This window comes from [Mycobacterium] fortunisiensis, assembly GCF_019050325.1.
In the GTDB taxonomy this organism is placed as follows: Bacteria; Actinomycetota; Actinomycetes; order Mycobacteriales; family Mycobacteriaceae; genus Mycobacterium; species Mycobacterium fortunisiensis.
In genome coordinates this window covers 200,706-225,903 of the sequence record NZ_VOMB01000027.1, presented here as the reverse complement: position 1 = coordinate 225,903, position 25,198 = coordinate 200,706, and the positions used below count along the sequence as shown (strand labels likewise).

The 25,198-nt window shown below is 67.9% G+C and carries 14 protein-coding genes; 12 read left to right on the top strand and 2 right to left on the bottom strand.

Annotation, left to right across the window (positions count from 1 at the left end; all coding sequences use genetic code 11):
- The 12 genes from FR943_RS25355 (at nucleotide 1) to FR943_RS25300 (ending at nucleotide 18,546) form a co-directional block, all read left to right on the top strand.
- Nucleotides 1-537: a phosphatase PAP2 family protein gene (locus FR943_RS25355; protein WP_217161077.1), complete on the top strand. Its 537-nt coding sequence runs from the start codon at nucleotides 1-3 to the stop codon at nucleotides 535-537.
- Nucleotides 530-1,471, top strand: a complete 942-nt coding sequence (locus tag FR943_RS25350) for a decaprenyl-phosphate phosphoribosyltransferase (protein ID WP_217161076.1) — start codon at nucleotides 530-532, stop codon at nucleotides 1,469-1,471. Before FR943_RS25355 ends, FR943_RS25350 begins: the two co-directional genes overlap by 8 nt.
- Nucleotides 1,449-3,491 carry a terminal beta-(1->2)-arabinofuranosyltransferase gene (aftB, locus tag FR943_RS25345; RefSeq protein ID WP_372448244.1) on the top strand — a complete coding sequence of 681 codons (2,043 nt, stop codon included), beginning with the start codon at nucleotides 1,449-1,451 and terminating at the stop codon, nucleotides 3,489-3,491. Before FR943_RS25350 ends, aftB begins: the two co-directional genes overlap by 23 nt.
- Before the next feature lie 114 nt (nucleotides 3,492-3,605).
- Complete coding sequence (locus tag FR943_RS25340) at nucleotides 3,606-3,917, top strand: hypothetical protein (protein WP_217161075.1); 312 nt, start codon at nucleotides 3,606-3,608, stop codon at nucleotides 3,915-3,917.
- Between the two features lie 63 nt (nucleotides 3,918-3,980).
- Nucleotides 3,981-4,988: an esterase family protein gene (locus tag FR943_RS25335; RefSeq protein WP_217161074.1), complete on the top strand. Its 1,008-nt coding sequence runs from the start codon at nucleotides 3,981-3,983 to the stop codon at nucleotides 4,986-4,988.
- A gap of 215 nt (nucleotides 4,989-5,203) precedes the next feature.
- Entirely contained in the window at nucleotides 5,204-6,115 is a 912-nt protein-coding gene (locus tag FR943_RS25330; RefSeq protein ID WP_217161073.1) for an alpha/beta hydrolase-fold protein, read from the top strand.
- 66 nt (nucleotides 6,116-6,181) lie between these two features.
- Nucleotides 6,182-6,625, top strand: coding sequence for a DUF732 domain-containing protein (locus FR943_RS25325; protein WP_217161072.1), 444 nt, complete (start codon nucleotides 6,182-6,184; stop codon nucleotides 6,623-6,625).
- Nucleotides 6,626-6,665: 40 nt separating this feature from the next.
- The gene (gene culp6 / locus FR943_RS25320; RefSeq protein WP_217161071.1) at nucleotides 6,666-7,679 is read left to right on the top strand and encodes a carboxylesterase Culp6; all 1,014 of its coding nucleotides are present in this window, start codon (nucleotides 6,666-6,668) and stop codon (nucleotides 7,677-7,679) included.
- A gap of 256 nt (nucleotides 7,680-7,935) precedes the next feature.
- Nucleotides 7,936-9,825, top strand: coding sequence for a long-chain-fatty-acid--AMP ligase FadD32 (fadD32, locus tag FR943_RS25315; protein WP_217161070.1), 1,890 nt, complete (start codon nucleotides 7,936-7,938; stop codon nucleotides 9,823-9,825).
- A gap of 56 nt (nucleotides 9,826-9,881) precedes the next feature.
- Entirely contained in the window at nucleotides 9,882-15,305 is a 5,424-nt protein-coding gene (pks13, locus tag FR943_RS25310) for a polyketide synthase Pks13 (RefSeq protein ID WP_217161069.1), read from the top strand.
- Nucleotides 15,302-16,855, top strand: coding sequence for an acyl-CoA carboxylase subunit beta (locus FR943_RS25305; RefSeq protein WP_217161068.1), 1,554 nt, complete (start codon nucleotides 15,302-15,304; stop codon nucleotides 16,853-16,855). The genes pks13 and FR943_RS25305 overlap by 4 nt, the downstream gene beginning before the upstream one ends.
- A gap of 278 nt (nucleotides 16,856-17,133) precedes the next feature.
- Nucleotides 17,134-18,546: a phytoene desaturase family protein gene (locus FR943_RS25300; protein ID WP_217161067.1), complete on the top strand. Its 1,413-nt coding sequence runs from the start codon at nucleotides 17,134-17,136 to the stop codon at nucleotides 18,544-18,546.
- A 146-nt stretch (nucleotides 18,547-18,692) separates the two neighbouring features.
- On the opposite strand, the gene FR943_RS25295 is transcribed toward FR943_RS25300, so the two are convergent.
- Both FR943_RS25295 and FR943_RS25290 read right to left on the bottom strand, forming a co-directional pair.
- Nucleotides 18,693-21,884: an arabinosyltransferase domain-containing protein gene (locus FR943_RS25295; RefSeq protein ID WP_217161066.1), complete on the bottom strand. Its 3,192-nt coding sequence runs from the start codon at nucleotides 21,882-21,884 to the stop codon at nucleotides 18,693-18,695.
- The gene (locus FR943_RS25290; protein WP_372448243.1) at nucleotides 21,881-25,147 is read right to left on the bottom strand and encodes an arabinosyltransferase domain-containing protein; all 3,267 of its coding nucleotides are present in this window, start codon (nucleotides 25,145-25,147) and stop codon (nucleotides 21,881-21,883) included. Before FR943_RS25290 ends, FR943_RS25295 begins: the two co-directional genes overlap by 4 nt.
- Nucleotides 25,148-25,198 lie beyond the last annotated feature (51 nt).

Below are 25,198 nucleotides of genomic sequence, written 5' to 3'. Positions count from 1 at the left end.
ATGACCGATGCCCCGCGCGGCGAAGACGCCGTGTTGGTTGCCGTGCAGTCTGCCCTGGCCACCCGGCCCGGGGTACTGGCCGGTGCGCGTGCGCTGTCGCACTTCGGCGAACACAGTCTGGGGTGGCTCGCGGTGGGGGCCGCAGGTGCGCTGGCCCAGCCGGCCAAGCGCCGGTCGTGGATCGCGGTGGGCGTCGGCGCCTTTGCCGCCCACGCGGCCGCCGTACTGATCAAGCGGGTGGTGCGCCGTGAGCGCCCGCACCACCCGGACATCGCCGTGAACGTCGGCACGCCGAGCCGGCTGAGTTTCCCGTCGGCGCATGCCACCTCGACCGCCGCGGCCGCGGTACTGCTGGCCCGCACCACCGGCCTGCCGCTGCGGTCGGTGCTCGTGGTGCCGATGGCACTGTCGCGTCTGGTGCTGGGCGTGCACTATCCCACCGACGTGCTCACCGGCGTGGCCGTCGGGACGCTGGTGGGTTCTGTCGTCGGAAAAACTGCCGGTGTCGGGCCGAAGGAGACGGTGGCCAATGAGTGAGGAAGCGCAGCCGGAGGCCGGCCCGCCGAAAAATCTGGCCGTCGGCCTGGTCAAGGCGGTCCGTCCGCGCCAGTGGATCAAGAACCTGCTGGTGCTGGCGGCTCCGCTGGCCGCTGTCGGCAGCGGCATCGAGTACGACATCGGGGACCTCGCCTTCAAGGTGTCGATCGCGTTCGTGGCCTTCTGCCTGGCCGCGTCATCGATCTACCTGATCAACGACGCCCGCGATGTCGAGGCCGACCGGGCGCACCCGACGAAACGGTTCCGGCCCATCGCCGCGGGCGTGGTGCCTGAGTCGTTGGCTTACGTGTTGGCCATCGTGCTCGGGTTGGCCTCGCTGGGAATCTCGTGGCTGCTCACCCCGAACCTGGCTTTCGTGATGGCCGTCTACATCGCCATCCAATTGGCGTACTGCTTCGGTCTCAAACACCAGGCGGTGCTCGACATCTGCATCGTGTCCTCAGGGTTCCTGATCCGCGCGATCGCCGGTGGTGTGGCCGCCGATATCCCACTGTCCCAATGGTTCCTGCTGGTGATGGCGTTCGGCTCGCTGTTCATGGCGGCCGGAAAGCGGTTCGCCGAGCTGCAATTGGCCGAGCGCACCGGAGCCAAGATCCGCAAGTCGCTGGAGAGCTACACCAGCAGCTATCTGCGTTTCGTGTGGACGCTGTCGGCCACCGCGATGGTGCTCTGCTACGGCCTGTGGGCGTTCGACCGGGACCGTGCCAACGACATGATGGGGCTGAATGCCCAGGATGCCTCGTGGTACGCCGTCACGATGATTCCGTTCACCATCGCCATCCTCCGCTACGCGGTGGACATCGACGGTGGCATTGCCGGTGAGCCCGAGGAGATCGCGCTGAAAGACCGCGTGCTGCAGATCCTGTTCCTGGCGTGGATCGGAACCATCGGTGCGGCCATCTACTTCAGCTGACGGGTTGACGTTGCGCCGTCTGGCCGGTGGCGTCAGCGATCGGTTGGCGCGCTGGCCGGTCTTTCCGTATCACGCCTCGGTGCGGATCAGCCTGTGGTTGAGCGTGATTCTGGTGGCCGGGCTGTTCGGCTGGGGCGCCTGGCAGCGTCGCTGGATCGCCGACGACGGCTTGATCGTGCTGCGGACGGTGCGAAACCTGTTGGCCGGCAACGGTCCTGTCTTCAACGCGGGTGAGCGGGTGGAGGCCAACACCTCCACCGTGTGGACCTATCTGGTGACGTTGGGTGCCTGGCTCGGCGGCCCGGTCCGGATGGAGTACGTGGCCCTGGCGCTCGCGCTGACGCTCAGCGTGCTCGGCGTCGTCCTGATGATGCTCGGCACCGGGCGGCTCTACGCCCCGAGCCTGCAGGGACGCAGAGCGCTGCTGTTGCCCGCCGGCGCCCTGGTCTACATCGCCGTGCCGCCGGCCCGTGACTTCGCCACCTCGGGACTCGAAAACGGTTTGGTGCTGGGCTATCTGGGCCTGCTGTGGTGGATGATGGTGTGCTGGTCGCAGGCGCTGCGGGCGGCGCCGGCAGCCGCGCGGCGCGGGGTTCCCGCTGCGCCGAACCCGGTGTCCAGCAAGTACTTCGAGGGCGCACTGGCCACGGTGGCCGGGCTGAGCGTGCTGGTCCGCCCCGAGTTGGCGCTGATCGGCGGCGGTGCCCTGATCATGATGCTGATTGCGGCGCGGGGGTGGCGGCGGCGTGTGTTGATCGTGGTCGCCGGTGGTCTGCTCCCGGTCGCCTACCAGATCTTCCGGATGGGGTACTACGGGCTGATCGTCCCCGGCACCGCGGTGGCCAAGGACGCCTCGGGATCCAAGTGGTCGCAGGGCTTCACCTATCTGAGCAATTTCAACCAGCCCTACCTGCTGTGGGTGCCGGTGATGCTGCTCGCGGCGCTCGGCGCGGTCCTGCTGATCACCAGAACCCGGCCGTGGTGGGTGCGCCATCAGGTGCCGCGCGGCTACGGCTGGTTGGCCCGCACTGTGCAAAGTCCGGCTGCAGTCGTGCTTTTCATGCTCCTCAGTGGCTTGCTGCAGGGCATCTACTGGGTGCGCCAGGGCGGTGACTTCATGCACGGCCGGGTGCTGCTGACCCCGATGTTCTGCCTGCTGACCCCGGTCGCGGTGATCCCGGTGGTGCTGCCGGACGGCACGAAGTTCACCCGGGAGACGGGCTACCTGCTGGCCGCGGCCACCAGCGTGCTGTGGGCCGCGGTGATGGGTTGGTCGATCTGGGCCGCCAACTCGGAAGGTCTGGGTGCCGACGGCACCCGCGTCACCTACACCGGCATCGTCGACGAGCGCCGGTTCTACTCGCAGGCCACCGGCCATGCCCACCCCCTGACCGCCGCGGACTATCTGGACTATCCGCGCATGCGCGCGGTGCTCACCGCGATCAACAACACCCCCGACGGCGCGCTGCTGTTGCCGTCGGGCAATTACGACCAGTGGGACGTCGTCCCCGCCTATCCGCCGCCCCCGGATCTCACCCCGGCCCAGCGCCGCGCGCTGCAGACCCCGCACACCGTGTTCTTCACCAACATGGGGATGCTGGGCATGAACGTCGGACTCGACGTGCGGGTGATCGACCAGATCGGCCTGACCAATCCGCTGGCCACACATACCCAGCGGCTCACCGACGGGCGCATCGGCCACGACAAGAACCTGTTCCCGGATTGGGCGGTGGCCGAGGGGCCGTTCCTCAAGACCAAGGAGTGGATCCCGCGCTATCTGGACGAGGAATGGGTCAAGCAGGCCCAGGCCGCGCTGGAGTGCCCGGCGACCGAGGCCATGCTGAACTCGGTGCGCGGCGAGATGAGCCCGCGCCGGTTCCTGTCCAACCTGATGCACTCCTATGAGTTCACCAAGTACCGGATCGACCGGGTGCCGCTGTATGAACTGAAGCGCTGTGGCCTGCCGGTTCCTGAGCCTGAGCACCCGCCGTACACCGGGATGCCGGCCACCGGACCCTGACGGTTGTGCCGGCCGCCGGCCGTGGATTTTGTGTATTTGGTAACGCCCGGTGCGCCCGCACCGATACACAGACGAGCCTGTGCACAGATCTTGAACGGACGGTCGAGAAAACCGATGCTGACCCCTGACAGGGAGCTCTTCCGCACCTGGGAGTTCCCGCCACATCCGGCTGCCGGCAAATCCGGCTTGTCGTCGGTGATCAAGAGCGGCAAGGGCTTTCAGGGTGCCCGCAGTAGCGCGGGCGCCGGTGCGGACAGCGTGCGTTCCGCACCGGCGGGCAACCGCGCCCGGCGGTATCACAGGGCGCAGCTGACGGCCCTGAAACCAGACCTGGACGCCACCGTCAACGGTGCGGCGGCGGCCGGGGGCGACAACTGCTGCAGAGAAGCATCGCGCGTTCGTGTGGTTCACTACATGGGCACGTGAGCCGCTTACGTCGGTGTGTATCGATGTGCGGAATACGAAGATGAGATTCAGATAGGGAGCGGTATGAAGTTCGTTGGGAAGATGCGCGGCGCAGCGGCAGGTCTGTCGCGCCGGCTGACGGTTGCGGCCGCTGCTGCGGCCGTGCTGCCTGGCCTGGTGGGCGTCGTGGGCGGCTCGGCGACCGCTGGAGCCTGGTCTCGCCCCGGCCTGCCGGTGGAGTACCTGGACGTTCCGTCCGCAGCGATGGGACGCGACATCCGGGTGGAATTCCAGAGCGGCGGAGCGGGTGCCCCCGCGCTGTACATGCTCGACGGTATGCGCGCCCGTGAGGACAACAGCGGGTGGGACATCGAGCTGCCGACGTTCGAGTGGTTCCTGAACTCGGGTATCTCGGTCGTGATGCCCGTCGGCGGTCAGTCCAGCTTCTACACCGACTGGTACAAGCCGGCCTGTGGCAGCAAGGACGGTGGCTGCAAGACCTACAAGTGGGAGACCTTCCTGACGCAGGAGCTGCCCTCCTGGCTGGCGGCCAACCGCGACGTGAAGCCGACCGGCAGCGCCGTCGTCGGTCTGTCGATGGCCGGTTCGTCGGCACTGATCCTGGCCATGAACCACCCGGACCAGTTCATCTACGCGTCCTCGCTGTCGGGCACGTTGAACCCGTCCGAAGGCTGGTGGCCGATGCTGATCGGCATCTCGATGGGTGACGCCGGTGGCTACAAGGCCGACGACATGTGGGGCAAGACCGAGGATCCGAACAGCGCCTGGAAGGCCAACGATCCGACCGTGAACGTCGCCAAGATCGCCGCCAACGGCACCCGTCTGTGGGTGTACTGCGGTAACGGCAAGCCGGGTGAACTGGGCGGCGCCGACCTGCCCGCGAAGTTCCTCGAGGGCTTCGTGTGCCGCACCAACTCGACCTTCCAGGAGAAGTACATCGCGGCCGGTGGCAAGAATGCGGTGTTCAACTTCCCGCAGAGCGGTACGCACAACTGGGCGTACTGGGGCCAGCAGGTTCAGGCCATGAAACCTGATCTGCAGCGGGTTCTGGGCGCCACCCCGACCGCCTGAGCGGGCCGGGCGTAGCGACGCTGAGCAAGACACGGACGACGGCGGCGATCCTCACGGGATCGCCGCCGTCGGCCGTTTTGCGGGCGGGCGCGGGGAACACATTCGCGGCCCGGCTGTGAGGTCGATGTGATTCACTACAACGCGGGTTGCGTGTGCGGGGACACACATCTGTGGGGCACATGGTTACGGACTGCAGGCAGCAGGAGAGGGTGACGATGAGGCGTGCGTTGAATCTGATGCGGGCGATGCTGCTGGCCTTGCTGGCACCGGTCCTCGGTGCCGGCATGTGGACGGTGTCGGCGGTTTCGGCCGCCCCGGCCCGGGCCGAGGGTGTCGAGTACCTGATGGTCCCTTCGGCGGCGATGGGCCGCGACATCCCGGTGGCCTTCCAGGGTGGCGGTCCGCACGCGGTGTTCCTGCTCGACGCGTTCAACGCGGCCCCGGATGTCAGCAACTGGGTCAACGCCGGCCATGCGATGTCGACACTGGCCGGCCGCGGTATCTCGGTGGCCGCACCGGCCGGTGGGGCCTGGAGCCTGTACACCAACTGGGAGCAGGACGGCAGCAAGCAGTGGGAGACCTTCTTGTCCGCCGAGCTGCCGGACTGGCTGGCCGCCAACAAGGGCCTGGCCCCCGGCGGGCACGGGATCGTCGGTGCGTCACAGGGCGGCACCGCGGCGCTGACGCTGGCGGCGTTCCACCCCGACCGGTTCCATTTCGCCGGTTCGCTCTCGGGATTCCTGACGCCGTCGGCCACCACGATGAACGGTGCGATCACCGCCGGCCTGGCGAAGTTCGGCGGGGTGGACAGCTATGGCATGTGGGGAGCCCCACAGTTGGGCCGGTGGAAGTGGCACGACCCCGACGTGCACGTGCAGCTGCTGGCCGATGCCAACACCCGGCTGTGGGTCTACAGCCCGGGGACGCTGACGTGTAGCGATCCGCCCGCGATGATCGGCGTGTGCGATCAGGCGCAGGGCAGTAACCGGTCCTTCTACCAGCACTACCGGTCCGTCGGCGGCAGCAACGGCCACTTCGATCTGCCTGCCTCAGGTCAGCACGATTGGGGTAGCTGGGCTCCGCAGTTGGCTCAGATGTCGGGCGAACTGGTCGCCACCATCAAGTAGGCAGCGGGTCGGACACTGCTGATCTACTCTGCCGGAGCACCTTTCACCAGCCGGTACGGTGGAGGCGTGCAGCACTCGGTACGGTCGGCGGCCCTGGTGGCAGCGGTATCCGCTGCCTCGTTGCTGACGGCGTGCGATGCGGGCGGCGACATCATGGCGCCGCTGGCACTGCCCGGCTCGCAGATCAACCGTGCGCAACCGCAGGCGGTGTCGGCACAGCAGGGCAGCACCGGCGCCCTGGCCATCACCGCCCAGCAGCACACCTACCTCGACGAGCTCAGGGCGGTCGGGATCACCCCGTCCAGTGAGCTGCTGGCACTGTCGATCGGGTCGTATGTGTGCCAGGCCCACGCCGCCCGGCAGGACGACCAGGCGGTACGGGATCTGGTGCTGCCGCTGGTGCGCAGCGACGTGGCCGATGCCCATTCCGGTGCGGATCTGCCGACACCCGCCGAGATCGATGCCGCCGCCACCGACTACATCCGCATCGCCACCGAACACCTCTGCTAGCGCAGATCGTCAGCCTTCACGCGAGGAGCCCGAGTAACCCATGGCAAAAAACGCCGGCCGCAGGAAGCGTCACCGCATTCTGGCCCTGATCGCCGCTGCGGCGATGGCCCTCGTGGTGGTGCTTGTGGTGGCGATCGTGGTGATCATCGTGCGTCGGCCCGACACCCCGTCGGCCCCGCCGTCGGCGGAACCGCCGGCCGGTGTGCCGGGCCCCTCGACGCCGCGGAAGCCGCGCCCGGAGTTCCAGTCCGCGGACTGCCCCGACGTGATGATGGTCTCGATTCCGGGTACCTGGGAGTCATCGCCGCAGGACGACCCGTTCAACCCCACCCAGTTCCCGCTGTCGCTGATGACCAACATCAGCCGGCCGATGGGAGAGCAGTTCGGCAAGGACCGCCTCGAGGTCTACACCGTGCCCTACACCGCGCAGTTCCATAACCCGTTCTCCGCCGACGGTCAGATGTCCTACAACGACAGCCGTTCCGAGGGCACCCGCACCGCGGTCAAGGCGATGACGGAGATGAATGACCGGTGCCCGCTGACCAGCTATGTGATCGCCGGGTTCTCGCAGGGCGCGGTGATCGCCGGCGATCTGGCCAGTGACATCGGTAACGGCCGGGGCCCGGTGGACGAGGACCTGGTGCTGGGTGTGACGTTGATCGCCGACGGGCGACGCGAAATCGGTGTGGGGCAGGACATCGGCCCGAACCCGCCGGGTCAGGGAGCCGAGATCACTTTGCACGAACTGCCGGTGCTCTCCGAGATGGGGCTGACCATGACGGGGCCGCGCAAAGGCGGGTTCGGTGCGCTCGACGGCCGCACCAATCAGATCTGCGGCAAGGGTGACCTGATCTGTTCGGCTCCGGAGGAGGCGTTCTCGATCTTCAACCTGCCCAAGACCCTGGAGACGCTGACCGGCAGCGCGGCCGGGCCCGTGCACGCGCTGTACAACACCCCGCAGTTCTGGGTGGAGAACGGGATGACCGCGACGCAATGGACTCTGGCCTGGGCCAAGGACCTGGTGGAGAACGCGCCGCATCCCAAGCACGGATGACCTGAACGTATCCGGAACCCGGCTGCGCGCGCCGGATTTGGTCGGGACCGTCACGGTCCCTTAACATTAAGAGAAAAATAAGAGCTTCGCGCGTGCGTAGCGGGTTGGATAGTGCAGACGGCTGATCTGTGGGTATGGACCAGCGGGCCCGGTACGATCGTCCGGGTTTGGGTACGTACGGCCACCGAGTGGCTACGAGGCACCGCCTGTGACGTGCGACAACGCGACGAGTACGGCTCTGACAGGAGAGTTTTAAATGCCGTTCATCAATCCGTTCATCAAGGACGGTCAGATCAAGTTCCCTGACGGCGCCAGCATCGTCGAGCACGTCGAGCGTTGGGCCAGAGTTCGGGGTGACAAGCTGGCATACCGCTTCCTGGACTTCTCCACCGAACGCGACGGTGTGGCCCGCGACCTGACCTGGTCCCAGTTCAGTGCCCGCAACAAGGCGGTCGCTGCCCGGCTTCAGCAGGTCACCCAGGAAGGTGACCGTGTCGCCATCCTCTGCCCGCAGAACCTCGACTACCTCGTCGCCTTCTTCGGCACGCTCTACGCGGGTCGTATCGCGGTGCCGCTGTTCGACCCGTCCGAGCCCGGGCACGTCGGCCGCCTGCACGCGGTGCTGGACAACTGCCATCCGTCGGCGGTGCTGACCACCACTGACGCCGCCGAAGGCGTCCGTAAGTTCTTCCGCAGCCGTCCGGCCAACCAGCGTCCCCGCGTCATCGCGGTGGATGCGGTGCCCGACGACGTGGCCGCCACCTGGGCGCATCCGGAAGGCCCTGACGAGACCACCATCGCGTACCTGCAGTACACCTCGGGCTCGACCCGGATTCCGACCGGTGTGCAGATCACCCACCTGAACATGGCCACCAACATCGTGCAGATCGTCGAGGCGCTCGAAGGCGAGGAGGGCGACCGCGGTCTGTCCTGGCTGCCGTTCTTCCACGACATGGGTCTGGTCACCGCACTGCTGGCGCCGATGATCGGCCACTACTTCACCTTCATGACCCCGGCCGCGTTCGTGCGCCGGCCGGAGCGCTGGATCCGCGAACTGGCCCGCAAGGAAGGCGACACCGGCGGCACCATCTCGGTGGCCCCCAATTTCGCGTTCGACCACGCCGCCGCCCGCGGGGTGCCCAAGGATGGCGCGCCGCTCGACCTGTCCAACGTCAAAGCCGTGCTCAATGGCAGCGAGCCGATCTCAGCGGCCACCGTGCGCCGGTTCAACGAGGCATTCAACCCGTTCGGCTTTCCGCCCAAGGCGATCAAGCCGTCCTACGGCCTGGCCGAGGCCACGTTGATGGTGTCGACCACGCCGGCCGCCGAAGAGCCCAAGATCATCTACGTCGACCGCGATGAGCTGAACACCGGACGGATCGTCGAGGTGGACGGTGACTCGCCCAAGGCGGTCGCCCAGGCCTCGGCGGGCAAGGTCGGCGTCTCGGAGTGGGCCGTCATCGTCGACGCCGAGAGTGCGACCGAGCTGCCCGACGGCCAGGTCGGCGAGATCTGGATGAGCGGCCAGAACATGGGCACCGGTTATTGGGGCAAGCCCGAGGAGTCCGTCGCGACTTTCCAGAACGTCCTCAAGTCACGCACCAGCCCGTCACACGCCGAAGGCGCCGACGACGACGCCACCTGGGTGCGTACCGGCGACTACGGCGCCTTCTACGACGGCGACCTCTACATCACCGGCCGCGTCAAGGACCTGGTGATCATCGACGGCCGCAACCACTACCCGCAGGACCTGGAGTACTCGGCGCAGGAAGCCAGCAAGGCCTTGCGCACCGGTTACGTCGCGGCCTTCTCGGTGCCGGCCAACCAGCTGCCCGACGAGGTTTTCGAGAACGCCCACGCCGGCCTGCACCGCGATGATGACGACAGCTCCGAGCAGCTGGTCATCGTCGCGGAACGCGCACCCGGCTCCCACAAGCTCGAAGTTGGCCCGATCACGGACGATATCCGGGCCGCGATCGCGGTACGGCACGGCGTGACCGTGCGCGACGTGCTGCTGACTGCAGCCGGCGCGATCCCGCGTACCTCCAGCGGCAAGATCGGCCGCCGGGCCTGCCGCTCGGCGTATCTGGACGGGACGCTGCGGGCGGGGAAGATCCCCAACGCTTTCCCCGACGAGACCGACTGAGCTGAGCTGACCCACACCGCCGACTGCCGGCCGGTTGAGACAAAGGTGACCTGAATATGGATGAAACACAAAGCAATTCGAATCTTCCAGACGGCACCGAGCCCGCCGCGGCACCGGCGTCGCGACCGGATCTGACCGTTGCGGAGATGCGCGAGTGGCTGCGCAAGGCCGTGGCCAACGCCACGGGACAGTCGGCCGACGCGATCGACGAGACCACCCCGTTGATCGAACTGGGCCTGTCCTCGCGCGACGCGGTGGCGATGGCCAGCGACATCGAGGACCTCACCGGTGTCACGCTGACCGCCACGGTGCTGTTCCGTCACCCGACCATCGAGTCGCTGGCCACCGTGATCATCGAGGGTGAGCCCGAGCCGGAGAACACCGACGACGAGGATTGGTCGCGGGATGTGGCGGAGGAAGACAGCTACAACATCGCCATTGTCGGCGTCGCGACCCGTTTCCCGGGTGACCTGAACACACCCGAGGAGATGTGGGAGGCGCTGCTGGCCGGGAAGGACTGCATCACCGATCTGCCCGAGGGCCGGTGGGAGGAGTTCCTCGACGAGCCGCGGATCGCCGAGCGGGTGGCCAAGGCCCGCACTCGCGGCGGCTACCTGTCCGACATCAAGGGTTTCGACTCCGAGTTCTTCGCGCTGTCGAAGATGGAAGCCGACAACATCGACCCGCAGCAGCGGATGGCGCTGGAGCTGACCTGGGAGGCCCTGGAGCACGCCCGCATCCCGGCGTCGAGCTTGCGTGGCGCCAGTGTCGGTGTGTACGTGGGTAATTCGACCAACGATTACAGCTTCATGGCGATGAGCGACCCGTCGGTTGCGCACCCCTACGCCATTACCGGAACCGCGAGCTCGATCATCGCCAACCGGGTGTCGTACTTCTACGACTTCCGCGGCCCCTCGGTGGCGGTGGACACCGCGTGCTCCAGCTCGCTGGTGGCCGCTCACCAGGGTGTGCAGGCACTGCGCTCGGGTGAGGCTGACGTGGCGATCGTCGGCGGCGTCAACGCACTGATCACCCCGCTGGTGACGGTCGGTTTCGACGAGGTCGGCGGCGTGCTGGCCCCGGACGGCCGGATCAAGTCCTTCTCGTCGGACGCCGACGGCTACGCCCGCTCCGAGGGCGCCGGGATGCTGGTGCTCAAGCGGGTCTCCGACGCCCGCCGCGACGGCGACCAGATCCTGGCCGTCATCGCCGGCAGCGCGGTCAACCACGACGGCCGGTCCAACGGCCTGCTCGCCCCCAACCCCGATGCGCAGGAAGCGGTGCTGCGCAAGGCTTACAAGGACGCCGGGATCAATCCGCGGACCGTCGACTACGTCGAGGCGCACGGCACCGGCACCATCCTGGGTGACCCGATCGAGGCCGATGCGCTGGGCCGGGTAATCGGCCGTGGCCGCGACGCGGACAAGCCGGCCCTGCTGGGTGCCGTGAAATCCAATCTGGGACACCTGGAATCGGCGGCCGGTGCGGCCAGCCTGGCCAAGATGACGCTGGCGCTGGCCAACGACAAGCTGCCGCCGTCGATCAACTACGCCGGCCCGAACCCGTACATCGACTTCGACAAGGAACACCTCAAGGTCAACGACACGGTGTCGGAATGGCCGCGTTACAGCGGCCACGCTGTCGCCGGTGTGTCCGGATTCGGCTTCGGCGGCGCCAACGCGCACCTGGTGCTGCGTGAGGTGCTGCCGTCGGATCTCGTCGAGCCACAGCCGGAACCCGAAGCGGTCGAGGAGAAGCCGGCTGACGACGCCAACGCGGTGTACGTCGGCGGTGTGCGGATGGACGAATACGGCGAGTTCATTCACGACGAGGACGAGTCTGATTCTGGGGCGGGTGAGTACCCGGCGTACGACGAGGCCAACCATGAGCTGCCCGGCCTGACCGATGAGGCCAAGCGCCTGATCGAGGCGGCCCGCGAGGAACTGGCGGCCGCTGAAGCCGCCGAACCGACCAAGAAGATTGTCCCGCTTGCCATCTCGGCGTTCCTGACGTCGCGTAAGAAAGCCGCGGCGGCCGAGCTGGCGGACTGGATCGACAGCGAAGAGGGCCGGGCGTCCTCGCTCGAATCGATCGGACGCTCGCTGTCACGTCGCAACCACGGGCGCTCCCGCGCCGTCGTGCTGGCTCATGACCACGACGAGGCGATCAAGGGCCTGCGGGCCATCGCCGAGGGCAAACAGCATCCGAGTGTGATCACCGCCGACGGCCCGGTGACCAACGGTCCGGTGTGGGTGCTCGCCGGTTTCGGTGCGCAGCACCGCAAGATGGGCAAGAGCCTGTATCTGCGCGAGCCGGTGTTCGCCGAGTGGATCGACAAGGTCGACGCCCACATCCAGGACGAGCGCGGCTACTCGATCGTCGAGCTGATCCTCGACGATTCGATCGACTACACCAACGAGACCTGCGAATACCCCATCGAAGTGGTCCAGACGGTGATCTTCGCCATCCAAATCGCCCTCGGTGAGCTGCTCAAGCACCACGGTGCGAAACCTGGTGCGGTAGTGGGTCAATCGCTCGGCGAAGCGGCCGCCGCCTACTTCTCCGGAGGCCTGAGCCTGGCCGATGCCACCCGCACCATCTGCTCGCGTGCCCACCTGATGGGTGAGGGCGAGGCGATGCTGTTCGGCGAGTACATCCGGCTGATGGCGCTGGTCGAGTACTCGGCTGACGAGATCAAGACCGTGTTCGCCGACTACCCGGGCCTCGAGGTGTGCGTCTATGCCGCCCCGACCCAGACCGTCATCGGCGGCCCGCCCGAGCAGATCGACGCGATCATCGCCCGGGCCGAAGCCGAGGGCAAGTTCGCCCGCAAGCTCCAGACCAAGGGCGCCAGCCACACCCAGCAGATGGACCCGCTGCTCGGCGAATTGTCCGCCGAGATCCAGGGGATCGAACCGCATCCGCTGGCCACCGGCTACTTCTCGACGGTGCACGAGGGCAAGTTCATCCGGGCCGGGGCCGAGCCGATCCACGATGTGGAGTATTGGAAGAAGGGACTGCGACACAGCGTCTACTTCACCCACGGCATCCGCAACGCGGTGGACAACGGCCACACCACCTTCCTGGAACTCGCACCGAACCCGGTGGCGCTCATGCAGGTTGGGCTGACGACAGCTTCGGCGGGTCTTCACGATGCGCAGCTGATCGCGACCCTGGCCCGCAAGCAGGACGAGGTCGAGTCCATGGTCACGGCTATGGCGCACCTGTTCGTGCACGGCCACGACCTGGACATCCGGACACTGTTCCCGCGCAAGTCGACCGGCCTGGCCGGCGCGCTGGACTTCGCCAACATCCCGCCGACGAAGTTCAAGCGTAAGCAGCACTGGCTGGATGTGCACTTCACCGGCGACAGCTCGGCGGTGATGCCCGGCAACCATGTCGCCACACCGGACGGCAAACATGTCTGGGAGTTCGTCTCGAAGGGCGCCGCGGATCTGGCTGCCCTGGTGAAAGCCGCTGCCGCGCAGGTGCTTCCGGATGCCAGACTGACCGCGTCCGAGCAGCGCGCGGTGCCGGCCGAGGGATCGCGTCTGGTCACCACGCTGACCCGGCACCCGGGTGGTGCCTCGGTGCAGGTGCATGCCCGGATCGATGAGAGCTTCACCCTGGTCTACGACGCGATCGTGACCCGCGGTGGCGCGGCGACCGCGCTGCCGACCGCGGTGGGCGCCGGTGTTGTGGCAGAGCAGGTGGTGGTCGGCCAGGAACTGGTCGAAGTCGATGCTGAGCCTGATGTCGCCGCCGGGGCGGCTCCGGAGATCCTGACCGACAACCTCACGCAGGGCGCCAACCTCGGTGCCGGCTTTGCCAAGTGGTCGCCGGACTCCGGTGAGACCGTCGCGGACCGGCTCGGCACGATTGTCGGCGGCGCCATGGGCTACGAGCCCGAGGACCTGCCGTGGGAGGTGCCGCTGATCGAGCTGGGCCTGGATTCCCTGATGGCGGTGCGGATCAAGAACCGCGTCGAGTACGACTTCGACCTGCCGCCGATCCAGCTGACCGCGGTGCGCGACGCGAACCTCTACAACGTCGAGGAACTGATCAAGTACGCGATCGAGCATCGCGACGAGGTCGATCAGATCGCTGAATCGCAGAAGGGCAAGTCGGCCGAGGAGATCGCCGCCGAGCAGTCCGAGTTGTTGGGCGGTGCGTCTACGGTCGCCGAGCTGGAGGCGAAGCTGGCGGAGGCGAGCGCAGCGACGGGGGATGACGCGGAGGCGAGCGCAGCGACCGAGGGCCTGGAGATACCGCCGCCACCGACCGAGCCGGGTGGTCCGGCCGTTCCGCCGCCGCCATCGGATCCGTCGGGGCCCAGCAAGGCCACTGCGGCTGCGGCCGCTGCCAAGGTGCTGACCCAGGAGGCGGTCACCGAGGCGCTGGGCGCCGACGTGCCCCCGCGTGACGCCGCGGAGCGGGTCACCTTCGCCACCTGGGCCATCGTCACCGGCAAGTCGCCGGGCGGCATCTTCAACGAGCTGCCCTTCGTCGACGTCGAGACGGCGACCAAGCTGTCCGAGCGGCTCTCCGAGCGCGCCGAGGGCACCGTGACGGTCGATCAGGTCCGTGCGGCCAAGACCATCGAAGAGCTGTCCACGATCGTGCGCGATCAGCTGGAAGAGGGCGTGGTGGACGGATTCGTCCGGACCCTGCGTCCCGCCCCAGAAGGCTCCTCGAAAGTTCCGTTGTTCGTGTTCCATCCGGCCGGCGGATCGACGGTCGTCTACGAGCCGTTGCTGAAGCGGCTGCCGGCCGACACCCCGGTGTACGGCATCGAGCGGGTCGAGGGTTCGATCGAGGAGCGCGCGGCCGAATACGTGCCGAAGCTGCTGGAGATGCACAAGGGCCCGTTTGTTCTGGCCGGCTGGTCGCTGGGCGGGGCGCTGGCCTATGCCTGTGCGATCGGGCTGAAGCGCGCCGGCGCTGACGTCCGTTTTGTCGGGCTGATCGATCTCGCGCTCCCGGGTGAGCCGATCGACCAGAGCAAGGAGGGAATGCGGGCCCGCTGGGATCGCTACGCCCGCTTCGCCGAGCGCACCTTCAACGTCGAGGTACCCGCGATCCCGTACGAGGAGCTGGAGAAGCTCGACGACGAGGGTCAGGTGAAGTTCGTGCTGGACATCGTGGCGCAGAGCGGTGTGCAGATCCCCGGCGGCATCATCGAACATCAGCGCACGTCCTATCTGGACAACCGCGCGCTGGACACCATCGAGATCCAGCCCTACGACGGCCACGTCACCCTGTATCTGGCTGATCGGTACCACGATGACGCGATCGTGTTCGAGCCTGCATATGCCACCCGCAAGCCCGACGGCGGCTGGGGCGAGTACGTCAAGGATCTCGAGGTCGTGCCCATCGGGGGCGAACACATCCAGGCCATCGACGAGCCGTACATTGCCAAGGTCGGTGCTCACATGAGCGAGGCGATCAACCGTGTCGAAGCGGAAAGCGAGAGCAAGTGACGAACAAGACCACCGCTGAACTGCTGGCGGAGCTCCGCGAGAAGCTGGAAGTCGCCGCCGATCCGGGCGACGAGAAGGCCAAGGCCCGCCGGGACAAGAAGGGCATTCCGAGTGCCCGGGCCAGGATTCACGCGCTGCTCGATCCGGGCAGCTTCTTGGAGATCGGTGCGCTCGCGCGTACCCCCGGCGACCCCAACGCCTTCTTCGGCGACGGCGTCGTCACCGGCCACGGCACCATCGACGGTCGACCGGTCGGCGTGTTCAGCCACGATCAGACGGTGTTCCAGGGTTCGGTCGGTGAGATGTTCGGCCGCAAGGTGGCCAAGCTGATGGAGTGGGTGGCCATGGTGGGCTGCCCGATCATCGGGATCAACGACTCCGCGGGTGCCCGCATCCAGGACACCGCCACCTCACTGGCCTGGTATGCCGAACTCGGCCGCCGGCACGAGATGCTGCGTGGTCTGGTCCCGGAGATCTCGCTGATCTTCGGGAAATGCGCCGGCGGCGCGGTCTATTCGCCGATCCAGACCGACCTGCTGGTGGCGGTGCGCGACCAGGGCTACATGTTCATCACCGGCCCGGACGTGATCAAGGACGTCACCGGCGAGGACGTCACCTTCGACGAACTCGGTGGCGCCGACGTTCAGGCCCAGCGCGGCAACATCCACAAGGTGGTCGAGTCGGAGGCCGCGGCGTACCAGTACGTGCGCGACTACCTGAGCTTCCTGCCGTCCAACCACTTCGACGACGCGCCGATCATCAACCCGGGCCTGGAGCCGGAGATCACCCCGCACGATCTGGAACTGGATTCGATCGTGCCGGATGCCGACAACATGGCTTACGACATGCACGAGATCCTGCTGCGGATCTTCGACGACGGCGACGTGTTCGAGATCGCCGATCAGCGTTCTCCCGAGCTGATCACCGCGTTCGCCCGGGTTGACGGTCGCCCGGTGGGCGTGGTCGCCAACCAGCCGATGTTCATGTCGGGCGCCATCGGCAACGAGGCGTCGGACAAGGCGGCCGGCTTCATCCGGTTCTGCGATTCCTACAACCTGCCTTTGGTTTTCGTGGTGGACACCCCGGGCGCCATGCCGGGTGTGGCCGAGGAGACGGGCGGCATCATCAAGCGCGGCGGTCGGTTCTTCAACGCCATCGTCGAGGCGGACGTGCCGAAGGTGACGGTGATCATCCGCAAGGCCTACGGCGGTGGGTACGCGGTGATGGGTTCCAAGCAGCTGACAGCCGACCTGAACTACGCCTGGCCCACCGCGCGGATCGCGGTGATCGGCGCCGAAGGTGCGGCGCAGCTGCTGGTGAAACGGTTCCCGGACCCGACCGCCCCCGAGGTGCAGAAGATCCGCGCGGACTTCATCAAGGGCTACAACGACAACATGGCCACCCCGTGGATCGCGGCCGAACGCGGCTACATCGACGGCGTGATCCAGCCGCACGAGACCCGGCTGCTGCTGCGCAAGTCGCTGAAGCTGTTGCGCGACAAGCAGAACGGGCCCAAGGTCCAGCGCAAGCACGGCCTCCTGCCGCTGTAGCTCCGCCTCGGCACGGCGAGCGTGCGTGTCTGCTGCCCACCACTCCGTGCTGGGGCAGCATTCCACGCACGCTCGTCGCATTTCAGGGTGCGCCGCCTGCCGAACTTTGCGGTGAGCCGAAAGCGCACAGCCTTACTCACAAGCGTGTAATTCGCCGTCATGCCGCCTGAACAGTGGCTTGACCCCGGCTCCGGAAAACAATCCACAAGTTATCCACAGGCCGACGTCGTTGGCTGGGCTGTCCGCTCGCTAGGCTGGAACGCAAAGGGGGCCGCCTCATGAGCACAGCAGTCGTGGTGGGCAGTGGACCGAACGGGCTCGCGGCCGCCATCGTGTTGGCACGCGCGGGGCACGAGGTCACCGTCCTGGAGGCCGCTGACGAGATCGGCGGCGGGGTGCGCTCCGCGACGCTCGACGGGGTCGTGGTCGACCACTGCGCGGCGATCCACCCGATGGCGGTGGGCTCGGCGCTTCTGGCCGGTCTGGACCTGGAACGGCACGGATTACGTTGGCGCTGGCCGGAAATCGACTGTGCTCACCCCCTCGATGACGGCGCGGCCGGGCTGCTGTACCGCAGTGTCGAGCAGACGGCGGCCGGGCTCGGCCCGGACGGCTCGCGTTGGCGGGCTGTGTTCGCCGGTCCCGCAGCCCGTTTCGACTCGCTGGCCGACGACATCATGGGCCCGCTGCTGCAGATTCCCGAACATCCGTTGGCGCTGGCCCGGTTCGGGGCGCCGACCGTACTGCCGGCCGCGGTGCTGGCCAGGTTCTTCCGCACCCGCCAGGCGCGCGCGCTGTTCGGCGGCGTGGCCGCGCACACGTTCCGGCCGCTGCACTACCCGATGACCTCGGCGATCGGACTGGGCATCCTCACGGCCGGTCACCGGCACGGCTGGGCCGTCGCCGAAGGTGGGTCGCAGGCGATCACCGACGCCCTGGCCTCGGCGCTGACCGAGCTCGGCGGCAAGATCCACACCGGTGTCCGGGTCACCATGGCGGCCCAGGTGCCGCCCGCCGACATCACCATGTTCGACCTGGCCCCGACCGCTGTCGCCGGCATCCTCGGGGACCGGCTACCCCGGCGGACGGCACGCGCATATCGTCGCTTCCGTTACGGCCCAGGCGCGTTCAAGGTGGATTTCGCGGTCCGCGGCCCGGTGCCGTGGACGAACCCGGAGGTGGGCCGAGCCGGCACCGTGCATCTGGGCGGGGATTTCGACGAGATCGCGGCCACCGAACGCGAGATCCATGCCGGCCGGATGCCGCGGCGCCCCTTCGTGCTGGTGGGCCAGCAGTACCTGGCCGATCCAACCCGCTCGGCCGGTGAGGTCAATCCGATCTATGCGTACGCCCATGTGCCACATGGGTATACCGGTGACGCCACCGAGGCGATCGTCGCGCAGTTCGAGCGGTTCGCCCCCGGGTTCGCCGATCGGATCGTCGGCACCGCGGTGCGCTCGACCACCGAGCTGTCGGTGTACAACCCGAACTACGTCGGCGGCGATATCTGCACCGGCGCCAAGGACATTCGGCAACTGGCGTTCGGGCCACGGCCCACCTTGGCGCCCTACGACGTCGGGATACCGGGCATGTACATCTGCTCGGCCGCCACGCCGCCGGGACCGGGCGCGCACGGAATGTGTGGTGCCAACGCAGCCAACCGCGCGCTCGCGCGGCTGCGCCACCGCTGAGCGCCGCGCCGCTTTCCACACCAGGGCGGCGATTGTTGGGTCGCCACCGCCCTCAGGTAGAAACCGGCGTCACGCCACTGACGCTCGCGGTGCACAAGGGGGGGCAGGGTGCAAGCGGGGCACAGGGCAAGAGGGGCGCCGGCAAGCTAGGGCTTGATCCGGATCTTGCCCGGCTTGTAGAGCCCGGAGTGCGTTGCCGTCCCGAGTTCGACCTCGGCCGGAACCGCGTCGACGATCGTGTCGAACCTGCGCAGCGAACCCCAGTCACGGCCCCAGTCCTTGTTCAGATAGGTGGCCATCACATGCTGGCGCAGCAGCAGATCGCTGATGCCCAGCAGCCCGCCGTTGATACCGTCCTCCCAGGTGTCGGTGTCCTTCATCTTGGCGTTGTAGTCCGGGGTGATGCGGAACTTCGGCACCTCGGTGACGCCGTTGGCGTGCAGCATCGGCTGCTGGCACGGGAAGGCCATGCCGACCGCCCAGTCCAGCAGCACCGGCTGCTGTGAGCCGACGTATTCCTGCACGGTCTTGACCTCGGGCACCCGTGGCGGGGTGACCGCCACCCAGTCGCCGGGAGACAGCGACAGGTCCTCGGCGATGACCCGGACATACGTTGCGTCTGCCGGGATCTCGCTGCGGTCGAAGCGCAGGTTGCGCCAGGACGGAATCGGCCCCAGGTCGTAGGGCACCACCCGGCCGGCCGGAACCGGGGCGCCGTCGGGCCCGGTCCGTCCGTACTCCAGCTCGACGGTCTGCCCCTCGGTGCGGCCGTTGAAAATGCTGTTGCCGGTGATGGTTCCGGCCGCGGTGACGACCACCAGCGGGTGGGCGTCGTCGAGGGCGGGCAGCTGGTACCAGGCCGAGGCCAGCTTGCTCACCTGCTGCGCCGGGCCCTCGGCAAAGCTGCCGGCCAGCGGGACCCGGTTCGGGTCCAAGCCGTAGGGCAACGGCACCGTCGACCCGTTGATACCCGGATTCTTCAGCTCGACCGCCGCATTCCAGTCGGCATCGATGCCCGGCATCGGCACGGTGATCCGAATCGCTTCGGCGACAATGTGGTTCGGGACCCCGTTGGGGGTGAAACCGGTCGGTGCGGTACCACCCAACGGTCCCAGCGGGCCGTAGTCGCCGGGTACCGGCGAGAGGAAGCCGTCGTTGGTGTCGGGTTCCACCAGCACGTCGTCGGCCAGGCCGCAACCGCCGGCGAACGCCTGAATGTTCGACGAGGCGTTCGAGTAGGTGCCGGCTTGGCGTACCACGCCATAGATCATCGAGCCGACGAACACCACCACCATGAACCCGGCCGCCAGCGGAACCGGCGCCGCGGTCAGTCGGCGGGTCAACCCGCCCTCGGCGGCGGGCCGCAGGTGCAGCCAGTATGCCCACAGTGCGGCAATCACGAACAGCGCGAAGAAGATTGCGCTCACCGTGATCCCACCGATGTTGGGCTTGTCGTTGTTGAACGGCACACCGTAGCTGGACACGTACCACCAGCCGTTGGTACTGGCGAAGCACAGCGCGAGCACGAACAGGACCGCGGCGGTGAACGCCATCCGGTTACGCGCCGAGCGCAGTACCACCGGCGAGGCCAGCACCGTGGCCAAGGCGGCCATCGCGGCACCCACGGCGGCGAAGAGGCCGAAGTGGTGCACCCACTTGGTGGGGGCGAACTGCAGGAAGAAGATCGTGGCGAAGATGATGCCCATCAGCCGCCACGCGGGCCCGCGCGCGACACCGGGAACCCGCTTGCGCCGCAACATGATGAACATCGAGGCGAAGAGCGACAGCGCGGTGATGATGAAACCGAACCGGCGCGACAGCGAGCCGTCGACCGTCGGCAGGATCAGGTAGTAGTAGCGCAGGTTCTCGGTCCACCACTCCTGTGCCGGGCCGATCGCGGTGCGAATCCTGGTGGCCTCCAGCACGGTGGCGAACGTCTGGTCGGCGAACACCACGGTCAGGATCACCGTGCCCGCGGCCAGCAATGGCAGCACCAGCGGCCACACGCCGAGGGTGCGGCCGCGACGCACCAGGATGCGCAGCAATGGACGACCACCGGCCACCAGGGCGGCGACGGCGATCAGGCCGGTCGGCTGGATGCCGAGGGTGAACGCGGCCGAGATGATCGCCAGCGCAGCCGGTGTCAGTCGCCCGGAGATGATGGCCCGTTCGATCAGCACGTAGGTGACCAGGGCGCCGGTGGCGATCTGACCTTCGGGCCGCAGCCCGTTGTTGAACGGCATCCATGCCGCCAGCAGCACCAGGCCGGCGGCCCACAGTGCCGGCCTGGAGGCGATGACCGCGGGCCCGAGGCGCGGCAGCACCTCACGGGACAGCAAGAGCCAGCACACGATTCCGCACAGCAGGTCGGGGAGCCGCATCCAGATGCTCGAATCGCTGACGTGGGTCATCAGGGCGAGCAGGTTGTAGTACCAGCCGAACGGATCCTCGGGGCTGCCGAACCAGCGGAAGTAGTTCGACATGTAGCCGGCGTGGTCGGCCACCCGGGCCATCTGGAGCTGGTAGCCGTCGTCCGAGGAGTTCGCGCCGATGATGTGCCACAGCAGGAACCCGCCGACCACCACCACGTCGACCGCGCTGAAGGTGCGCCAGCGCGACGGGATCAGGTGGTGCATGCGCCGGCCGTCGAGCCGGTCCAGCCGCCACAACGCCAGCACCGCAACCACTGTGGCCGCGATGCCGAGCAGGATCGCCGCCAGTTTGAGCGCGGTCGGTTTGGAGGTGAACCGGGTGTCGATCGTGGCCGACAGGGAAAGTCCTTGCGGGGCAGGACCGGTCAGCTCGGTGAAGACGCCGACGATCTGGGGCCGCAGGTTCGGATCGGCGAACCCGGTGCGTTGCTCCTTGCCGTCCTTGTCGGTCAGCCCGACGAACGTGGCGAAGGTGCCGGCCTCCGAGGAGGTGATCTCGATGCGCTCGCAGGCTGCCGAGGCCGCCTTGGCCCGCGGCACACTGGCGATCACCACGTTGCGGTCGGTGATGTCGACGCGTTCGCTGTTGACGTTGACGAACAACGCGTTCAGCGCGGCCTGCCTGCCCTCCTTGGGGGCGGTGCCCAGCACCATGGCCCCGTCGGCCGGCACGGAACGGATCACCTCACACGGCACCGTCACCGTCATGCTGACCGGCGTCTGGCTGATCAGCGGCGCGGTGACGTTGCTCAACTGCCCCTGTTGGGGCCAGTTCAGCGTCGCGGTGGTCTGCACCACCGGCAGCAGCGGAGTGGCCACCGCGCAGATGAAGCCGATGAGCCCGGCGATCATCGCGACCCAGCGGGTCACCTTCACATTCCTGTCTGCGGTGACGTCGGCGATCATGGCAGGGCCCGGATCGGTCCGGGCCGGCTGAAGCCGAACACGCGCTGGGTGCCCTCATCGACGGTGGCGACGGGCGCCTGGCCCGGCGGAACCACCGGGTCGTATTTCTCGATCGAGCCCCAGTCCCGGTACCAGTCGTCGCGCAGGTACGTCGGGATGGTCGACGTACGCAGGAGCGCCTGGATGAAGAGGAAGGGGCCACCCTTCTGGGCGGACTGCCACATGTTCGACGACACCACCACTTGCTTGACGTTGGGAAGGATTCGGTATTCCGGCAGCTCGGCCACGCCGAGCCGTTCGGAGAAGGGGCGCTGGCAGGGGAAATTCGCGGCGGTCGCGATGTCCATCAGCACCGGGGTCTGCTTGCCGAGGAACTCTTGCGCGGTCTGCAGGGTGGGCACCCGCGGCGGGGTGAAGCCGAACCACTGATCGTCCGACAGGTTGGGGTCGTCGGCGACGATCCGCGCCACGTTGGCCTCCGGCGGTGCCCAGGCGAGCGGGAAACGCAGGTTGCGCCAGGCGTATTGGGCGAACACGTCGATCGGCTGGACGGCGTCCAGCGCCTGGAAGCTGCCGTCGGGGCGGTGCACGCCCCACTGCAGTTTCAGGGACTGGCCGTAGTGGAACTCGTGCTCTTCGTCGTAGTACCAGATGGCGCCGGCGGCGGCGACGGTCACCAGCGGCCGCTCAGGGGTGCGGGGCGGCAGCTGGTACCAGGCCGAGGTGGCCTTGGCGGCCACCGCATTCTCCTTGTAGCTGCCCATCACCGGGGTACGGGCGGGGTCCAGTCCGAACGGCAGGAACACCCGGGACCCGTTGACGCCTTCCGGTCCGTACCCGCCGCCGGTGCCTGCCGCGTAGGCGATGCCGACGTTGGGCTTGTTGGGTGAGCCATCGGAGTTCACCGTGCCCGGGTTGGCCACGACGGGCTTGGGCGGTTCCAGGGTGTCGCTGATGCCGTTGGGTTTGAAGCCGACGGGATCCGCGCCGCCCAGCGGGCCGTACTGGCCGTAGGTCTGACCGGGGACGGGTTGCAGCATGCCGGCGTTGGTGTCGGCCTCGACGAGCACGTCGTCGGCCATGGCGCAGCTGTCCGACGACAGCCCGGAGGTCAGCGCGGACACGTTGGCCTTGGCGGTGGTGTACACGGGATAGCGCTGGACGAAGCCCTTGGCCATCGACCCGACTTCGAGGACCACCATGATGATCGCCACCACCAGCAGCGGGGTGGAGGCCAGGACCCGGTTGCGGCGGGTGTTGGCCACCTCGGTGTGGCCGGCGTAGTCGATGCGGAAGTGCAGCCAACCGGCCAGCACCGCGGTGATGATGGCCAGCACCAGGAACATAGTGGTCACCGGATGCCCGGCGATGACGGGCTGGCGGTCGAACCAGGGCACCCCGTAGTTGCCGACGTAGAACCAGCCGTTGGTGCCGGAGGTGGCCCAGGCCAGCACGAACAGCAGGGCCGTGACGTAGAGGGCGAGGTTGCGTCGGCTGTGCAGGCCCACCAGGGCGAAGGCGAACGCCGTCACGGCGCCGAGCGCGCCGGCCAACCCGGCGAACGCGCCGAACTGCACGGCCCACTTGGTCGGGGTGAAGGTGAGCAGCAGCAGACCCGCCGCGGTGGTGCCCAGCAGCCGCCACACCGGGCCGCGGGCCAGGCCGGGCACCGTGACCTTGCGCAGCAGCACCGCGATCATGCCGAACAGACACACCAGCATGACCAGCACCGCGAACCGGCGGGTCAGCGAACTGTCCACCGAATCCTCGACGGTCAGGAAGTAGTAGCGCAGGAACTCCTGGTACCAGGAGATGGTCGGGCCGACGGTGTATTTGATCCGGGCCGATTCGGCGACGGTGGCCAGGGTCTGGTCACGGAACACCACGACGAACACCAGGGCGGCCGAGCCGGCCAGGGCGGCCAGGGCCGGCAGGGCGATGCGGCGGCTGCGGATGACGCCGACGACGGCGCGGGCTCCGATCAGCAGCGGCGCCAGGGCGATCAGACCCTGCGGGGCCAGCGTCACGCTGAGCGCCGCAACGATGATGGCCAGGCAGGTCGGCCACAGCCGGCGGGTGGCGATCGTGTTTTCGGTGAGCGCCCACACCGCGAGCACGCCGAACGCGATCAGTGGTTCGGGACGCAGGCCGTTGTTGAACGGCAGCCAGGCGGCCAGGAACACCGCGCCGGCGGTCCACATGGTGACGCGGTTGAGGGCGACGTGCCGGCCCAGCCGCGGCAGCACCCAGCGGCTCAGCAGCAGCCAGGTGCCGATGGCGGCCAAGGTGGCCGGCACCCGCATCCACACACTGGCCGTGCTGATCGCGGCGAACTGCGCGAGCACCGATTGGTACCAGTCGAACGGGGCCTCGCCGGCGCCGAAGTAGCGGAAGTAGTTGGCGGTGTAGCCGGCGTCGGCCGAGACCCGTGCGATGGTCAGGTTGTACCCGTCGTCCGACGAGATGGCGCCGATCATGTGCCACACCAGCAGGCCGCCGATGACGCCGATGTCGGCGATCCAGGTGGCCACCGGGACCTTCACGAACCGGCGCCAGGCGCCGCGAACGCGGTGCCCCCCGAGGCGGTCCAGCACGGCCATGGCCAAGATCGAGGCCACGACGCACACCACGCCGAGCGCCATCACCAGCAGCTTGAGCGGGGTGGGGGAGGTGATGAACCGGGTGTCGACGTCGACGCGGGCGGACAACCCCGGCTGCGGTGCCATCTTCAGGTCGGTGAACAGGCCGGCGACCTGGGGCTTCTTTTCCACGGCCCCGGTGCCGGTGGCACCCGGGATGCCGACGAAGTCGGCGCCCACACCGCCGACGTTGGCCCACAGGTGCAGCGCACTGCAGTCGCCCGCGGCGATCGCTGCCCGGGGAGCGACGGCGGCCACCGAGTCGCGGAACGCCACCACCACGGTCTCGGGGTTGGCCCGCACGAACAGTCCGTTGCGGCTGGCGTCGATGCCGGCCGCGGGGATGGTCGAGAACACCAGCCCACCCTGGGCGGGCAGCGTCGCGATCGCTGCGCACGGGATGGACACGTCGAGGCTCTGCGGGGCGCCCGAGACCAGGGGGGCGGTCACCGCGGTGACGTTCCCCTGGGCGTCGGTGGCCTGGGGCCACAGGATCGTCGCCGTGGTCTGTTTGACGGGCAGCAGCGGCACCAGGGCGCACAGCACCACACCCGCGATGCCTGCGATGACGGCGATCAGGCGTGCGATGCCCACAACACGGTCGGTTGGCTCATCGGAAGGCACGAGGCTCGATGTTATGCGACCCGGATGTGAGCGCCGGTTCCAACCGCCGAG

Excerpts from the sequence above, each read along its gene's own strand:
- FR943_RS25355 (WP_217161077.1), top strand. The coding sequence starts at position 1 with ATGACCGATGCCCCGCGCGGCGAAGACGCCGTGTTGGTTGCCGTGCAG.
- FR943_RS25350 (WP_217161076.1), top strand. The coding sequence starts at position 530 with ATGAGTGAGGAAGCGCAGCCGGAGGCCGGCCCGCCGAAAAATCTGGCC.
- FR943_RS25340 (WP_217161075.1), top strand. The coding sequence starts at position 3,606 with ATGCTGACCCCTGACAGGGAGCTCTTCCGCACCTGGGAGTTCCCGCCA.
- FR943_RS25335 (WP_217161074.1), top strand. The coding sequence starts at position 3,981 with ATGAAGTTCGTTGGGAAGATGCGCGGCGCAGCGGCAGGTCTGTCGCGC.
- FR943_RS25330 (WP_217161073.1), top strand. The coding sequence starts at position 5,204 with ATGAGGCGTGCGTTGAATCTGATGCGGGCGATGCTGCTGGCCTTGCTG.
- culp6 (WP_217161071.1), top strand. The coding sequence starts at position 6,666 with ATGGCAAAAAACGCCGGCCGCAGGAAGCGTCACCGCATTCTGGCCCTG.
- fadD32 (WP_217161070.1), top strand. The coding sequence starts at position 7,936 with ATGCCGTTCATCAATCCGTTCATCAAGGACGGTCAGATCAAGTTCCCT.
- pks13 (WP_217161069.1), top strand. The coding sequence starts at position 9,882 with ATGGATGAAACACAAAGCAATTCGAATCTTCCAGACGGCACCGAGCCC.
- FR943_RS25300 (WP_217161067.1), top strand. The coding sequence starts at position 17,134 with ATGAGCACAGCAGTCGTGGTGGGCAGTGGACCGAACGGGCTCGCGGCC.
- FR943_RS25295 (WP_217161066.1), bottom strand. The coding sequence starts at position 21,884 with ATGATCGCCGACGTCACCGCAGACAGGAATGTGAAGGTGACCCGCTGG.